Origin of the sequence: Pedobacter sp. Leaf176 (assembly GCF_001424305.1) — a bacterium.
Lineage (GTDB): Bacteria > Bacteroidota > Bacteroidia > Sphingobacteriales > Sphingobacteriaceae > Pedobacter.
Window position 1 is genome coordinate 545,030 of the sequence record NZ_LMPD01000006.1, and the last position, 16,144, is coordinate 561,173.

Sequence of the window (16,144 nt, forward strand, 5' to 3'; positions counted from 1 at the left end):
TAAATTTGGGTGTTGCCCTGTTATTGTAATTAAAAGCATACAAAAGCTATTCAAATCAGTTAGAATAGCTGAATAATATTAAATAATACACCACCTTAATTGAAAAAATGCGCATAGCCCATCTTATTTTAACGTATACCGACCCTCACCAAACAGAGAGAATGATTAATAACATGATGCATGAAAATTTTGATTTTTATATTCATGTTGATAAAAAATTCGACATTAACCCGCACCTCTTCTTAAAAAAAATACCAAATGTATATTTCATTAACAACCGTGTTAATGTAAAATGGGCCGGTTTTAATACTGTTATTGCAACATTCGAATGTATAAAGGAAATTGTAAATAAAGGTATTGATTATAAATACATCAATTTTCTAAGTGGTCAGGATTATCCTTTAAAACCAGCGGCTTTTTTGGCAGAATTTTTTGAGAAAAGTGATAAAGAGTTTTTAAGCTATAAAGATATTAAGAACGATTGGAAAGAGGGTTTGATTAGAATGGAGAGATACTTTTTAACTAATTACAATTTCAAAGGCAAAACCTCTTTAGAAAACGTAATTAATTATGTAATGCCTAAAAGAAAGCTTCCATATAACTTGCATCCTTATGGTAAATCCATGTTTTGGATGTTAAGCCCTAAAGCAGCGATGTATGTGGTAGAAAAGGTTGAAAGTGATAAAAAACTGAAAAATTTCTTTTCGTTATGCTGGGGTAGTGATGAATTTGTATTTCAAACCATGCTTTTAAATTCTCGGTTTAAGGATAAGATTAAAAATGAAAACTACAGATATATAGATTGGTCTTTAGGAGGGGCAAATCCAAAAGTATTAGATGAAAATGACTTTGAAGCTTTAAAAAATTCTAACATGCTTTTCGCGAGAAAAGTAAATGAAACTAGGAGCAAAAAATTATTGGATTTAATTGATAGTCAACTTTTAACCTTAATGGGTGTATTTACATGGGTCATATAATAAACCTAACAACATATAAAGACAGTCGCGGAATTTTAACCGTATTAGATAGGGTTGTCGATTTCGAAATTAAACGTCTTTTTTACATCTATGCGGTTGATGATTCAGATCGCGGCGGTCACAGGCATCACAACACCTATCAGGCAGCAATTTGTATAAAAGGTGCTTGTAAAATAACAAATAATGACGGTCAAAAAACTGAAATATTTAATTTAGATACGCCCGAAAAGTGCCTGATTCTGGAACCCAATGATTGGCATGTGATGCATAGTTTCACGGAAGATGCAATTTTACTAGTCCTTGCTTCAACGGCATTTGACCCCAAAGATTATATTTATGAGCCATACGAGAATACCTTATGAGAATTTAAAGGCCCTGAATAAACCATTCGAAGAAGCTTTTAAGTCGAAATTTAATGATTTTCTTAATAGCGGCTGGTACATACTTGGAAATGAAGTGTCAGAATTTGAAAAAGAATTCGCCAATTATCATAATGAGCAGTATGTTGTTGGCGTTGCCAATGGTTTAGATGCACTAATTCTTTCGTTAAAATGCTGTAATTTTAAAAAAGGCGATGAAGTTATAGTACCATCAAATACCTACATCGCCAGCATTCTAGCCATTTTGCAATGTGATTTAGTGCCTGTATTCGTAGAACCAAATATGGAAACATATAACATTGATCCCAAAAAAATTGAGGAAGCGATAACTTCGAAAACTGTTGCGATTATGGTGGTACATTTATATGGCCAATGTTGTGAAATGGATCCAATTATCAAGCTAACTCAGCAACATGATTTAAAAATCGTAGAGGATTGTGCCCAGGCTCATGGTGCGGAATACAAAGGAAAACCAACTGGCACGTTTGGAGACTATGGTTGTTTCAGCTTCTATCCTACAAAAAACCTAGGTGCTTTAGGCGATGCCGGAGCCATTATTTGCAAAACCGAAGAAGATTATGTTAAGCTCAGACAATTGCGAAATTATGGTTCTGAAAAGAAATACCATAATGGAATTATTGGTTATAACTCCCGTTTGGATGAAGTACAAGCATCATTCTTACGTGTCAAATTGCCTTATCTGAACGATATTAACAACCACAAAAAAGCTTTAGCCTCCATCTATCAAAGTAATTTGAACCATAATTTTATCAAGCCGGTAATTGATAGTAATTTTAATAATGTTTACCACATTTATAATATAAGACATAAAGAAAGAGACCGATTAAAAATCTATTTATCAGAAAACAACATTGATACGGAAATTCATTACCCGGTTGCGCCCCATAAGCAAAAAGCACTTAAACAGCTTAATAATTTGAGTTATCCAATTTCAGAAGAAATACATGCTACCACATTAAGCCTACCATGTTCATTTGCACATACTGCCGATGACATATATAAAGTAGTTGAAATTTTAAATCAGTTTAACTAATGCATTATTTAATCAAAGAACTTGTTCCTCCGATTTTTAATACTTTACGTTGGTTCAGTTTTAAATACGGATGGAAAGGCGATTTTAAATCCTTTGATGAAGCCAAAGCGCAGTGCAGCGGCTATGATGAAAACCATATCTTAAATAGGATTAAAGAAACAACGGGTAAAGTAAGAGATGGCAATGCCGTTTATGAAAGAGACGGTATTCTCTATGATGAAGTGCAAGTTAACCATACTTTATTAAGCATATTGCTATTGGTAGCTGGAAGAAATGGTAACAAACTAACGCTGATAGATTTTGGCGGTTCGTTAGGTACTTCTTATTATCAGTGCATTAAGTATTTATCTCATCTTGTAGAACTAAGCTGGTGCATTATTGAACAAGAAAATTATGTAGAAGCTGGTAAAAAATCTTTTGAAAACGACCACGTTAAATTTTATTACAACATAGAAGAATGCATTTCAGACGGGAAGAATCCAGATATATTATTGATTTCGAGCGCTTTACAATATATAAAAGAACCTTATCAACTTTTGGATCACCTACAAACGTTTAATGTACCTTACCTGATGCTTGATTTGGTTGGATATAACGATACCGAGGATGATAGGATAACTATTCAAAAAGTTCCTCCAATATTCTATGGAATTGAGGCATCATACCCTTGTACCTTTTTTGGAAAGAATAAATTAGAAAATCAACTCAGGAAAAATTATGAGTTGGAATTAGATTTTATCTCAGAATATCAAAAGTATTATATCAATTTTAAACCATTTCGCTACCGAGGTTCGTTTTGGAAACTGAAAAAAGATTAATGTTTATCCAGTTCGTCCAAAACAGCAGAATCTAAATCGATATCAAATTTTCTGGCGAACATCATCTTAGAACTTACAATTTTAGATATGTCTTTTACGTCTAAAAATTTAGGATTAGCCTTACCTTCAGACCAATCTATGTAACGAAGGTTATCTGGATTGGTATGTTTACTGTGATCAGAATTCATGATGACTGTTGCGATAACGAATTCATCGGAACCCCAAGTGTATTTAAAAAAATTATGGAATTTCGAGTTCCTATGGAGCTTACTTACAACATAGGCCGCTGCATCATAAGTGATCGTCCACCAAGAAGATTTGCTACCCCCATAAAACTGCATATCATCCGGTAGCTTTCTTTTTTGTACAATGGAGTTAACTACAGTTTGTAACAGATATTTCCCTTTAAAGCCTGAATCAGTAAAGTGGAATTTTTCAAATCTATTCAACGCATCCTTATACCATACTGATTCTTTTTTTTCTAGATGCAGAAAGTTTTGACCAATTTTATCGGTAAAGTAATTATAAGTTTTTTCGGCACAGTGAATTGGGTAATCCTGTCCGCTAATTAAATTTATAAAGTCATAATGCTTATGCGCAGCAATAACTTCTTTAAGCGATTGAATAATTGCTCTTGTAAAACTCCAACCAGCCCAAGTACAATTTATTCTTTTTTTGATAAAATATATTTGTGGCAAATCCTCTAAAAAATTAAACTCAGAAGCATCAACCTTTTTATCTAGATGAATATAAATATCAAAACCCGGGTGTTTTAAACGATTAATCAAACGCTGTAATTGCGTTGGATTTTTATGAACCATTATAATATGAGCAACACGCATTATTTGGGATTAATTTTATAATGTTGATTTGTTAATTTGAAAAAGATAAACGCTAACATCGGCTGTTGTTGATGTTTTTATAACCTTAGCTATTTTAGACAACTCTGTCTGCAAATTTGCTGCAGGCAAATCCTTATTTTCGTAATACCATTTTGGCATGCTAATGGGATCACCAACATTTGATAAAAACTTGTGGTTAAAGATAACCCAAACTCTTTTATTATTCTTAAATTTTTTAAAATCTGACCTTAATTTTGTGTTATAATCGACGAGATTCGCAGAATTCCATCTAAAGTCCTGACCTTCAATAGCATTAAATTTGTATGCTTTTAATTTTTCATAAACTTTAAAGCCCGGTAATTCATTCCAGTACACATAAACAGCATCTCCATCCTTATATCCTTGATTAATCATGTCTAATGATTCTTTCTGATATGATTTTTTGTGTTTATAAAATGTAGCACTGTTTGTTATAGATTGGAAAGATTGAATCAATGGCGAGATTAATAACAGAAAAACAATAATAATTTTTATTGATTGCAACGATTTTATCTTAATTAAACCTTCTAAACCAGTACCAATAAAAATTAAAAATATTGGTGTCAGAAACAGCCAAAATCTTTCAGTTAGCGGATAGAGTTCTAAACCAGATGCCAATAACACCAATATTACTGGTACAATTAATACACTAAAATCCTGATGTGATGATTTGAAAGAATAATAAATTCCTGCAGCCAATAAAATAAATGGCAGAAATGGCATTTTAATGAATGGAGCATAATAGTACACTTTCGATCCGGAATCAATAAAATTCCAAAGCAAGCCTAGTGGATAATCTAGCATCCGGTAAAAGCTTGTGAAAAACCAACTTAAATCCGACAGAGATTTTGGAGGTAAAGGCATAAAATCGCCATAAAACCTAAACCAATTGACCACCCATTCCGCATCTGGGGTTTTATTAATAAAAAAAACAAAAAGTAAAATAAAACTAATTAACCAAGTAATAAAGGGTATGAGGCTCTTAAAGAAAATACCCCACTGCTTATTAAATAGATAATAAATAGACAAGCCTAAACCAATACCACCTGTAATAAATATTGCAGAATATGAAAACCATAGAACTGCTGCTCCTCCCAAACTCCAAATAATTATCGCTTTAATATGATTTAATGCTTTATATTTTATCAGCATGTAAAACGATAAAATCGAACAAAGCAATTCTGTAGAATATTGCTTAATTTCTACTGAATGATAAACAAAAGCTGGCGATATACATAAAATTGTCAGGGCAACCAAGATGCCTATACTTTTTAAAAAATATTTTGTAACAGGAATAAATATTAGTATCGATAATAATCCTGATACCAGTGGAACAAATCTTAAACCATATTCATTATGGCCGAAAATATTTAAAAATAATTTTACTACAAGCAGAAAACCGACTGGTGCTTTTTGCTGATAGTCTAAAGGTTCAGTTATGAGTTGCAGATAGTTAAATCTCAATAAACTCGAAGATAAATATCCTTCATCCAACCATAAAGATCGGTTGATGAAATAATGGTATAATCTTAAAAAGAAACCTAAAATTATAATTAATAAAAATAAATAATAACTGAATTTATCCTTCAGAGCGCTCTTTTTTGGAAATGGCATGCAAATAGACGGTCTCGATTTTATGCAATATCGGAATTTTTAATAATTTTACATAAATAATAACCCACCTGTGCATAATATCTCTCTAAATAACTTAGAGGTAGTAATTTTTGATGTTGATGGTACATTATACAACCAAAGCCTTCTCCGAAAAAAAATGCTATTCTCCTTAATGAAGTATTTCGTTCTTCAACCATGGAAGATTAACGAACTGCGTATCTTATACCATTTCCGTAAAGAAAGAGAAAAAAACAAGGGCTTTAGAGGTGCAAATCTTAACGAGCAGCAATATATCTGGTGCCACAACAAAACAAATCAACCTATAAATAAAATTAAAGAAGTAATAAATAAATGGATATTCACTTATCCCAATCAATTTTTAAAAGCCTGTACCTATCCTGGCATACATCTTCTTTTTAAAACACTTTCCGAAAGAAATATCCGAATTGCTATATATTCCGATTATGATTCGATAAAAAAAATGGAGTCTATGGAACTAAAAGCAGATTTATACGTTAGTTCAACGGATGCTAATATGGACGCATTTAAACCTAATCCAGATGGTTTGGAGTTTATATATACTAAATTAAGCATTTCAGATAAAAATAAATGTCTGTTTATCGGCGACCGGATGGAGTTAGACGGTGAATGCGCAAAAGCAGCAAGTATGCCATTTTTATTGGTAAATGAAGAAAACCTAAAAAATTCACTATTCGAAAACCTCTCAAAACAAGTGCTTAATGTTGTTAAGCAATAGACATTATGATTGATAAAATTACCTACCCTCAAGATCCAGAATCGTCAGAAGAACCAAAAGAAACTGAACTCCGACAGGCGAGTTTGAAAGAATATGTTACCATAGCAAGGCCAGATAATTGGGTAAAAAACTTGTTTATGGTACCTGGAATGTTATTTGCATTATCTATTTTTCACACGCCGATCAACTCCGCGCTCATCATCAAAATTGTTTTAGGTGTTATAAGTATGTGCTTGATAGCATCTGCAAATTATGTTATAAATGAATATTTAGATGCGGGTTTTGATAAATTCCACCCTTTAAAAAAAAGAAGATCGGCGGTGGTAACCATGATTAATCCAACCATTGTTTATACGGAATACGCAGTTTTGGCGGTTATAGGCATCGCCCTTTCCTCGTTCGTATCTATAAAGTTTATGTCCGTTGCGGTATTTTTATTGATAATGGGGGTTATTTATAATGTAAAACCGTTTAGAAGTAAAGATCGTGTTTTTCTTGATGTTTTAAGTGAATCGGTAAATAACCCAATTCGATTTGCTGCAGGATGGTTCATATTTAGCCCGGCATTAGGAATTCCTAGTAGTAAATGGGACTTAAATTGGATTAATACCTTTCCTCCCATTAGTATCATCATTGCTTATTGGATGGGTGGGGCATTTCTAATGGCTACAAAAAGATTCGCCGAATACCGGCTAATCGACAACCCAAAATTGGCTGGCTTATACCGAAAATCATTTAAGATATATACTGAAAATAGTTTGTTGGTTTCGATGTTCTTTTATGCCATAACATGTGCTTTTTTTATGGGTATATTCCTGATTAAAGATAGAATTGAGCTTCTGGTAAGCTTCCCATTTTTTGCTTTACTATTTTCATGGTATCTTAAAATTGGTTTATTGGATGATTCTCCGGTGCAAGGCTCGGAAAAGCTATATACCAGGAAATGGTTTATGCTTTACCTAGCGCTTTTTACTGCACTACTGTGTGTTTTAATGTTTGTAGAAATACCTTGGTTACATTGGTTTTTGAATAACGCAAATAATTACAATTACGATTCCTAAAAATAAAATGAAAAACGATAAATACGATTTGATTGTTGTGGGAACTGGTTTTGCTTCGTCATTCTTTTTACAAAAATATTTAGCCAAAAATAAAGGAAATAAAAAAATTTTGGTTTTGGAGCGGGGCTATTTTTACAGTCATGCCGAAAAATTAAAAGTTAGAAAAGGAGAAAACTTACCTGATATTAAATATGAACAGAAATGGGATTCGCTTGTAGAAAATTTTAATCCAAAAAAAGACTGGCATTTTACAACCGGATTTGGGGGCAGTTCCAATTGCTGGTGGGGTTGTACACCTCGCTTTATGCCATCAGATTTTAAAATGAAATCGCTGTTCGGCGTAGCGCAGGATTGGCCAATTACCTACGACGATCTAGAAGCATATTATGATGAGGCTGAAGAAATTATGCAAATCTCCGGCCCAGATGAAACTCCATTCCCAAAAAAAGGAAAGTATCCGCTACCACCGCATAGATTTAGTAAAGTTGATGAAATTCTAAACCAAAAATATGGCAACCACTATATAAGTCAACCTACTGCAAGAGCTAGCAGGGCAACTGCATATAGAAATGCCTGCATGGCATCAAGCACATGCGGAACTTGCCCCGTTGATGCTAAATTTAGTATCGAGAACTCTGGGATGACAGTTTATCAAAACCCGCAGGTAGAAATTATTTACGGGGCTGAAGTTTATAAATTAGAAATTGTAAATGATGTAGCAAGAAAAGTTTGCTACATTAAAGATTCAAAAGAACATACTGCAGAAGGAGAAGTTATAGCCCTTGGCACAAATCCATTTTTCAACACTAATATTTTACTAAATTCTGGCGATAAAAATCAATTTACCGGCAAAGGTTTCGGTGAACAACTTGGTATTCAGGTGCTTATATATTTAGATAATTTAAGTAATGCAGGTGGTAGTACGTGGGTAAATGCAAATGGCTATATGTTATATGATGGCCCCCATCGAAAGGATCATGCAGCCTGTTTAATTGAGGTAAATAACGCGCCATTTATCCGGTTTGAAAAAAATAAGTGGCTAAATATTGCAAGCTTTAGATTGGTTTTTGAAGACTTGCCAGATGATAAAAATTACATTACTACCTCATCAAATAAATTAAAACCCGAAGTACATTACGATGGTCGTTCTGATTATGCGGAAAAGGCTTTCCAAAATGCAAAAATAGAATTGCCAAAAATTTTATCTTGCCTGCCTGTTGAACGCTTAAAATACTTAGACCCCTTCCCCAATGAAGGTCATATAATCGGTGGTACGAGAATGTCGACGAATGCAGATACTGGTGTGGTAGATAAATATTTGGTTCATCATAAATATCGAAATGTATTCGTATTAGGTGCCGGGGCTTTCACAACCTATAGTGCTGCTAACCCAAGTTTAACCCTTTCTGCATTGTCGTTATTTGCGGCCGATAAAATGTTTTAATTATGGAAAGAAGAAGCTTTTTGTTATTATCAGGCGTATTGGTTGGCATGGTTGCAATTCCACCGTCACTATATTTTGTTTCGCCGGGCATAAAAAAGTATGCAGCTAAGTTAATTGAGAAAGAACTATCCTATTTAAAACTGGATAAAGCAGGTGTAGATAACTACATCAACGATTATTTTAAAAATGGGGCAAATAATGTTATGGCAAATTTAAAATGGAAAGTATTGTATTATGGTCGGCGTAATTCAAATAATTCCAATAACATAAACGACCTGGTGAGGTACTACCTCTTATCAACAGATTTCTTTTTAAATCAAATGGATGTTGAAAAAACAGTTAAATATCTGGGAATTTTCGATCCGTACAAAAGCCCAATAGCCAATCCATTTTCATACATATTGCTACCTGCGGAAGAGAAAATTGCTTAGCTAAGTTCTTTGTAAATTTGTTTAAATATATTAGAGCTAAAAGGATTTTTTAAAATAATTTTTAAGCTTTGTTTTATTAAATAAGGATAATCCTTCTTCCGAATAGCAATATTAATTTGTTCCAGGATAATATCGTTCGATAGCATTTTCTGCAACTGTTTTAAGGCCAGTTTTGTGTTGCCCAAATCCAGTTTATTAGAAGAATTAAGCCTAAACAATTCATCTAAATAATTATCCATAAAAACCTTTTGCCTTCGACCCCAATAATGAAAAACCACATCATCAGCTGGTCGTATTAGAGTAACTTTCTGCAGCACTAAGGAAAATGCAAGTTGCTCGCTAACAAACCATTTAGAATTTTCATAAAACTGATAAGTTAAGTCTTTGACGTCTGCCATGTAAGATGAAAATTCATTATTTAATGCCAACACCCCAGTATTCCAGCTGTAGTCATTTTCATCGAACTTCACAGTTTTGTTGTTTATTTTTAAAACTCTTCCTGAAATAAATCTCATGAACGATAGCGGAAAGTGTTCTTGATTAAATACGGCAAACTCAGATACTGCATCACCCAATCTGTATTCGCGCTTATGTAGAAAGCTTTTTCCTCTGGCAAATGAATTTAATATATTTGATGGGTTGGCAATGAAAAATGTGTCAGTATCAACAAAAAATAAATGCTCACCTGGGTATTTTTTAAAAGTCAAATCAATGACACCGACCTTTATTAAATGATGAAATGTTGTGCCATTTAAAAGTTGTTCTTCCAATTCTGGGGTTAACAATATGTATTGGACATTTAAGGATGAAAGGTGGATTTTAAAGGCTTCAGGATAATCCGTATAAATAACGAATCTAATATTTTTCAAATCTGGCTTCCAACTAAGAAAGCTAAAAATACAAAAGATTGCTCTCCTATACTCCACGTCGCTTCCATAAGATAATAGCACAAAATTTTTAAACATAGAAGATTTTTAGCAATGAAATAAAGCTTATATACAAGTGTATGACCAGATTTTGCAAAGCAAATATATAACTAATAAAATAAACACATATGATATTCAATACTAGAACTGGTTTGTTCACTTCTTATGTCAGGTGGATGTATTTCGAATTTTCTTATTACAAATAGTAAGTATTGTGTTTAAATCTTCATAGAGGCCATCCGATATCATAACTTGTCGAAACAGTAATACTATAATTGCTGGCAAATCAAAACATATAAAGAAATCAAGTCTATCAGATAATATAAACTTAATTTCTATATTTTATAATTTTTCAAAAATTATACTATATTGCGGTATGAAAAAACGCGAAATATTAAACACAAACAAAAATAATATGTTTTGTATTTTTCTTAATACGATAAGCCCAATAAACCAAACACTTTTACTAATCAACACACTGTCAAGCATTTAAATGATAATTAACAAATAAATTAAATTGTAACAGAAATGTCATAAATTTAGAACTCTGTAATTAATTTATTCCCTTAATTTCGTTAAAAAACTTGAAATAACGTCTTTCAAACAACTTTAATGAGTTAAATCTAATTATAGTTGGATTTTATAAAGAAAATTAAAACACAATAATCAAATTATCCTCCGTTTTAAAAAGCAACAAATAAATAATTTATCTTAATAAATTTTAATGAGAATAAATCTGAAAATGCCCCTTTTTATTGCTCTAATCGCTATTTTATTTGCTTCCTGCAAAAAAAACACGGTTCCTGAAGAAATTAAATCTGAAACATCTGTTATAGCTCCGGTGGCTAACCCAGTAGCACCCACAAACCCGGTCGCCGTGATCCCTTCTTATGAGGTTGGTACCGGCTCAGGTTATTTAACCATTGATGGCAAGTCGTTGGATCTAACTTCAATAAAACTCATAAAGGTTAAAGGTGGTACATATAAAGGAATTTATATTAAAAATATCATTGCTAGCCCTGCAAGTCCAGTAAAAATAGTTAACAATGGGCAAGTATATATTTCTGAAGGAATGGAAACAGATAACGTCAGTTACGTGACGATATCGGGAGACGCAATCAGCAATTTAACCTATGGATTCGCTTTTGAAAATATCGCTTTAAGAGCAGTAAAATTGAATGGGCTTATGAACGGCGTTACGTTAAAAAATATGAGTTTCAAAAATGTAAATGATTATTGCATTGCTGGAGAGAAAACAAACGGCAGTAACTTAGTTTATAACGGAAATAGCAATACACGTGTTGAAAATTTTAAAATTTTAAATTGCTTTTTCGATAATGCCGGTCAAATCTCATTTGGAGGTAACCTAAACGAAAACGAAGATACAGGGCTTTTTAAAGATGTAGAAATAGCCTATAATACATTTCAGAATACAGATGCAGGTAGCCTTTGTGCTTTCACCAATGTTCAAGATTACAACATCCACCACAATGTTGTTAATAATATTAATCAATCGTCAAATAATCATAATGGTGTTTTTTATATGCAGGGTAATGGTATTTTTCACGATAATAAACTAACAAATTACCAAGGCAACGCAATTCGAATGTGGATATATTCAAGGGGAAGTTCACCTGCAACTGTTGAAATATATAATAACATTTGCTATAATACCAGAAAATACGGTGGCTTCGAGATTCAACAGTTTGATAGAAATATAATTGCTGGAAAAACAACATTTGTAAATGCCAAAGTTTATAATAATACAGTTGGAAAAATGAATACATCAAAGGATTGGGAAGGTCAGATACTAGATTTATATAATTTCGGAGGAACCTTAGATTATTATAATAATTTAGGATTTGAGTTATATAAAGTACAAGGTGTTATTACCGATATGATAAACTATAATGGGAATGCTGCAAAAACAAATATATCAAACAACAAATATTTTGCGCAGCAGTCTAGTGCTATAACTGATATTAATAGATTTAATTCATTATTTGCAGGTATTGGTTCGCCTGGTAATTAAAGATATTGTTCTAAACAAAAAAGGTTCGTAAGTTATAAATTACGAACCTTTTTTGTTTTGGGAAATATCACTTTTATCAGGAAAAGTAACTTCACCAAAGCTCTAAATTTATGTTTGATTTGCGAATAAAATTCAGAATGCAGAAAAATGTTTTCTATCTTAGCATCAAAACCTCTATTGCCTAACACTCCTCAGATGAATTTGACATTCAAGACCATATTGATCATAAAAGAAAGCTTTACTACAAATTCTTCCAATACCACCTTAGGAAATAAGACACAGCAACCCAAATACCTAATTAAATAAGCTCTATTCAATGTCAAACAAACTCCTAAAATATATTGAACAGATTTTGGTTTTAACAATCATCCCAAAATAATGACAATCCTAAAGAAGTTGAGGCCCTCGTTGCCATATCTATTAATGTTACTATTTATAACACTTGTTAGTTTTAGAATCATAGTAATTTTCCTGAATGTATCAGATATAGCAGGGATGGAACAAAATGTCATTTATAGCATTCAACAGCTTATATACGATGGGAAATTATACACATCCCCATCAAAAGCCCCTTTTTCCATCACACAATATACTCCCATTTATTATATTTTAAATGCGTTTACTGCTAAAGTTTTCGGACTTACAGAAAACAACGTATATGCCTTATATTACATTGGAAGGTCGTGGAATCTATTGTTTAATCTGGCCAGTTCATTCATTGTTTATAGAATTGCAAAAGATCATTTTCAGGTAATTGGTCTAAAAGCATTATTACTTTTCATTGCATCATTCGCTCTAAATTTTGCACACAATTTTGCTGTAAGACCTGATTCGTTGCACGATCTAGCAGGAATTGCAGCGTTATACACATTTATATATTATTATAAATATAATAAAAGAAATATAACATTAATTGTTGTCGTGGTATTAACAGCCCTTGCTTTATTTTCAAAACAAAGTGGAATACAGTTCATTATAATATTTGTAGGCTTCTCTTTCCTCATTCGGGATTGGGCAACAATGGTAAAACTTATCGTATTATCTGCCCTACTTTACGGAACTCTTTTCTACTCGACCTATTTAGTATATCCATCTTTCTTTGAGAATATTATTGGAGGTGTAAAAAACGGAATTGATGTAACAAACTTTGTAAAATATATCCTTACCAGAAGCATATTTATATTAATTGGCTGGCCGTTAATATTCTACTTTTTATATCTTTTGATTGCCAAAAATTTGATTTTTAAAGGAAACAATAGTAATAGATTATTGGCAATCAGTTCATTAGGAACCTTAATCTTCGCCTCAGTAACTGCGTTAAAAATGGGTGCAACAACTCAATATTACGTGGTTTTTATGAATCTAGCTTTAATTGTAGCTATACATCAAACCTTTGAATTTAATACGTTTCAAAAAAGGCGCCAATTTTTACTGCATAAATATTCGTTAGTTTCAATATTCTGCTTTTTCATAATAGTTCTATTTGGATTCTATACCTTAAAATCAATAACAAATTTTAAGAATGACCCAAAATTAATTTTACAAAAACATGCTACTGCCCAGATAGTTAAATTAATAAATGCAGACTTAAAAAGCACTAAAGGGAAATATATTTATTCGAACTTAGGCACTGATACATACGCACCATCCAGACAATATTTAAATAATATTTACTTTAAAAATTGCCTGATTCCCCAAAGAGACATTCTAGAATACTCTACTAGCAAACTAGAGGTTTTTGGATATCAAGAATTTGAGAAATTATTTAAAAATGGCGACATCGAATACATAATTGATTCTAACCCTAATTCTAAATATGAAGTTGTAAAGGATTTTAATGAAATCAAAAAATCAAATTACACATTGTTACTAAATATTGAAGGGTACTTAATTTACAAAATTAAATAATACCATATGGAAGAAAAAGTAGTAATTATTACCCCCTGTTTTAATGAAAATACTACCGTAATTTCATTTCTAAAGAATGTTGAAAGCGTAATAGAAAAACTTCCTCAAAGGTTTGAGGTCGTTGTAGTTGACGACTGCTCTTCAGATCATACCCTTTCTTTGTTGAAGGAATTTAAATTCTCATCAACAAATGCCAATTTAACCGTATTAGAATTAAAGTTTAATGTTGGCCATCAGGCTGCTATTTACCAAGGCTTGTTATATTCTAATAGTTTATCATCGGATAAATTTATCATAATGGATTCTGATGGCGAAGATGACCCGGAAGCCATTGCTGACTTGGTCAAGTTTAAAGATTTTGATATCGTTAACGTGGCACGAGGTAGAAGAAAAGAAAGCTTTTCTTTTCAGGCATCGTATTATATCTATAGGTTTATATTTAAAGTCATTACCGGAAAAATCTTAAATTTTGGCAATTTCTGCATGATAAAAAAGAAAGTTTTAAAAACCTCCTGCTATACCGGATTTATACATTTTGCTGCTCATCTTTCTAAACAAAAAGTTTCATCAACTAGTATCGTTTACAATAGGTTAAAAAGAATAGATGGGAAATCAAAAATGAACTTAACCAGCTTGGTTCATCATGCATTTAAATCTTTTGTAGAGTACGCGGAAGAATTATTAATGGTTTTTTTAAGAATTTTTATGCTGATAATTGTTTCTTTTATGGGTTTTATCGGCATTGTTCTATACAAAAAATTCTTCACAGATGAAGCTATTTTAGGTTGGGCCAGTACTATGACAGTAAGCTTATTTACAACAGCCTTAATCTGTATTGGTTTCTTCGTGATGGGTATTTTACTACTTAATATGATATCCCAAAAGAGCCAGAGCAAAAATGAAATATTCAACAAACTGGCGAACAATGAAGTTTTACCTTCAGATAGCTTAAAATTATAGAAGGAGATTTCTTCTTCTATAATTTTATAAAGGCCTTTTTGATCTTGTTAAAAATCTTTCTGATGTGTCTTTGATTTCCGCTAATTGGTTTAAAGTTTTTCCAAGGTGTTAGTGATAAATACCTGTAAAATTCATCTTTATATACTTCTTTCGAATTGTACGTTTTAAATATAGGCTTAATATCAAGAAAATGAACCAATGATGGATTATCATTTTCATTAAAAGCAAACCAGTTCCATTTTGGATCTAATTGTAACCATCTATTAGCCAAAACAACGTTCAAACCATATTGATCTGCCAATTGAACATATTTTTTATGAATTCTTAAAGCATCAATTACTTTTTCAGAAATACCTTCTGTTTTCCATTTCTTAGGATTAACAACCAAGACACCTGAATTGAAATATTTTGTGTCAGCCGTAAGTCCTAGCTCGGCGTAATTTGCTATACCACCCCATTTGCAATCGACAGTTTTACCCACGTCTTGTGCTGCAGCAACTGTGTATTCTCCCAGTGATAGGTTCCACAATTTGGAAATATCATCCTGAACTATGGTATCCACATCCAGATATATCAGTTTTTCTACATTTTCGTCAACCACATAAGGTGAAAAAACCCTCATATAAGCAGTTAATGGAAACGCTGAGCTATCAACAGGAATCGTTATATGAGCTGGAACGATTTCTTTGCTGTTAAACCATTTAATTGTTATCCTTGATGGATCTACAGTTGATTCTAATTTCTTCCTGAAAGATTTTGCAATTCCATCGTCGATTATATGGAAATCAATATGTTCGTTTGTTTTGTGATTTAAATCAATTGATTTAAGCAATGCAACAATTAATATTGCGTAGTGATTATCACTAGCTACAATTATCGATATATTATTATTCACTTTCAC

15 protein-coding genes are annotated in these 16,144 nt (G+C 32.2%); 11 read left to right on the top strand and 4 right to left on the bottom strand.

Features of this window, described 5'->3' with window-relative positions; genetic code table 11:
• Positions 1-107: 107 nt before the first annotated feature.
• Genes ASF92_RS18295 through ASF92_RS18310 form a run of 4 tightly spaced genes read left to right on the top strand, consistent with a single transcriptional unit; the run spans position 108 to position 3,229 of the window.
• Positions 108-977 carry a beta-1,6-N-acetylglucosaminyltransferase gene (locus ASF92_RS18295; RefSeq protein ID WP_082489614.1) on the top strand — a complete coding sequence of 290 codons (870 nt, stop codon included), beginning with the start codon at positions 108-110 and terminating at the stop codon, positions 975-977.
• The gene (locus ASF92_RS18300; protein ID WP_056096690.1) at positions 965-1,339 is read left to right on the top strand and encodes an FdtA/QdtA family cupin domain-containing protein; all 375 of its coding nucleotides are present in this window, start codon (positions 965-967) and stop codon (positions 1,337-1,339) included. Before ASF92_RS18295 ends, ASF92_RS18300 begins: the two co-directional genes overlap by 13 nt.
• The gene (locus tag ASF92_RS18305) at positions 1,314-2,411 is read left to right on the top strand and encodes a DegT/DnrJ/EryC1/StrS aminotransferase family protein (RefSeq protein WP_056096694.1); all 1,098 of its coding nucleotides are present in this window, start codon (positions 1,314-1,316) and stop codon (positions 2,409-2,411) included. The genes ASF92_RS18300 and ASF92_RS18305 overlap by 26 nt, the downstream gene beginning before the upstream one ends.
• Positions 2,411-3,229 carry a methyltransferase, TIGR04325 family gene (locus ASF92_RS18310; protein WP_056096697.1) on the top strand — a complete coding sequence of 273 codons (819 nt, stop codon included), beginning with the start codon at positions 2,411-2,413 and terminating at the stop codon, positions 3,227-3,229. The genes ASF92_RS18305 and ASF92_RS18310 overlap by 1 nt, the downstream gene beginning before the upstream one ends.
• Here the strand turns inward: ASF92_RS18310 and ASF92_RS18315 are convergent.
• Together ASF92_RS18315 and ASF92_RS18320 are read right to left on the bottom strand one after the other, a co-directional pair.
• Positions 3,226-4,071, bottom strand: a complete 846-nt coding sequence (locus ASF92_RS18315; RefSeq protein WP_082489615.1) for a beta-1,6-N-acetylglucosaminyltransferase — start codon at positions 4,069-4,071, stop codon at positions 3,226-3,228. The two genes, ASF92_RS18310 and ASF92_RS18315, sit on opposite strands and share 4 nt — an antisense overlap.
• A 15-nt stretch (positions 4,072-4,086) precedes the next feature.
• Complete coding sequence (locus ASF92_RS18320) at positions 4,087-5,574, bottom strand: glycosyltransferase family 39 protein (RefSeq protein WP_197413327.1); 1,488 nt, start codon at positions 5,572-5,574, stop codon at positions 4,087-4,089.
• A gap of 220 nt (positions 5,575-5,794) precedes the next feature.
• On the opposite strand from ASF92_RS18320, the gene ASF92_RS18325 reads away from it, so the two are divergent.
• Genes ASF92_RS18325 through ASF92_RS18340 form a run of 4 tightly spaced genes read left to right on the top strand, consistent with a single transcriptional unit; the run spans position 5,795 to position 9,417 of the window.
• A complete protein-coding gene (locus ASF92_RS18325; protein WP_056096705.1) occupies positions 5,795-6,481 on the top strand; it encodes an HAD family hydrolase in 687 nt (228 codons plus the stop codon).
• A gap of 5 nt (positions 6,482-6,486) precedes the next feature.
• A complete protein-coding gene (locus tag ASF92_RS18330; protein WP_082489617.1) occupies positions 6,487-7,542 on the top strand; it encodes a UbiA prenyltransferase family protein in 1,056 nt (351 codons plus the stop codon).
• A 7-nt stretch (positions 7,543-7,549) separates the two neighbouring features.
• Positions 7,550-8,986, top strand: coding sequence for a GMC oxidoreductase (locus ASF92_RS18335; RefSeq protein WP_056096709.1), 1,437 nt, complete (start codon positions 7,550-7,552; stop codon positions 8,984-8,986).
• 2 nt (positions 8,987-8,988) lie between these two features.
• Entirely contained in the window at positions 8,989-9,417 is a 429-nt protein-coding gene (locus ASF92_RS18340) for a hypothetical protein (RefSeq protein WP_056096712.1), read from the top strand.
• On the opposite strand, the gene ASF92_RS18345 is transcribed toward ASF92_RS18340, so the two are convergent.
• Positions 9,414-10,382: a hypothetical protein gene (locus ASF92_RS18345; protein WP_056096715.1), complete on the bottom strand. Its 969-nt coding sequence runs from the start codon at positions 10,380-10,382 to the stop codon at positions 9,414-9,416. The genes ASF92_RS18340 and ASF92_RS18345 overlap by 4 nt on opposite strands.
• Before the next feature lie 685 nt (positions 10,383-11,067).
• Here ASF92_RS18345 and ASF92_RS18350 point away from each other — a divergent pair.
• The 3 genes from ASF92_RS18350 to ASF92_RS18360 all read left to right on the top strand — a co-directional run bounded on the left by ASF92_RS18350 (position 11,068) and on the right by ASF92_RS18360 (position 15,243).
• Complete coding sequence (locus ASF92_RS18350) at positions 11,068-12,375, top strand: hypothetical protein (protein WP_056096717.1); 1,308 nt, start codon at positions 11,068-11,070, stop codon at positions 12,373-12,375.
• 378 nt (positions 12,376-12,753) lie between these two features.
• Positions 12,754-14,283, top strand: coding sequence for a hypothetical protein (locus ASF92_RS18355; RefSeq protein ID WP_157263972.1), 1,530 nt, complete (start codon positions 12,754-12,756; stop codon positions 14,281-14,283).
• A gap of 6 nt (positions 14,284-14,289) precedes the next feature.
• Positions 14,290-15,243: a glycosyltransferase gene (locus ASF92_RS18360; protein WP_056096723.1), complete on the top strand. Its 954-nt coding sequence runs from the start codon at positions 14,290-14,292 to the stop codon at positions 15,241-15,243.
• A 16-nt stretch (positions 15,244-15,259) separates the two neighbouring features.
• Here the strand turns inward: ASF92_RS18360 and ASF92_RS18365 are convergent, their stop codons facing one another.
• Positions 15,260-16,138, bottom strand: a complete 879-nt coding sequence (locus ASF92_RS18365) for a glycosyltransferase family 8 protein (RefSeq protein ID WP_197413328.1) — start codon at positions 16,136-16,138, stop codon at positions 15,260-15,262.
• Between the last annotated feature and the right edge of the window lie 6 nt (positions 16,139-16,144).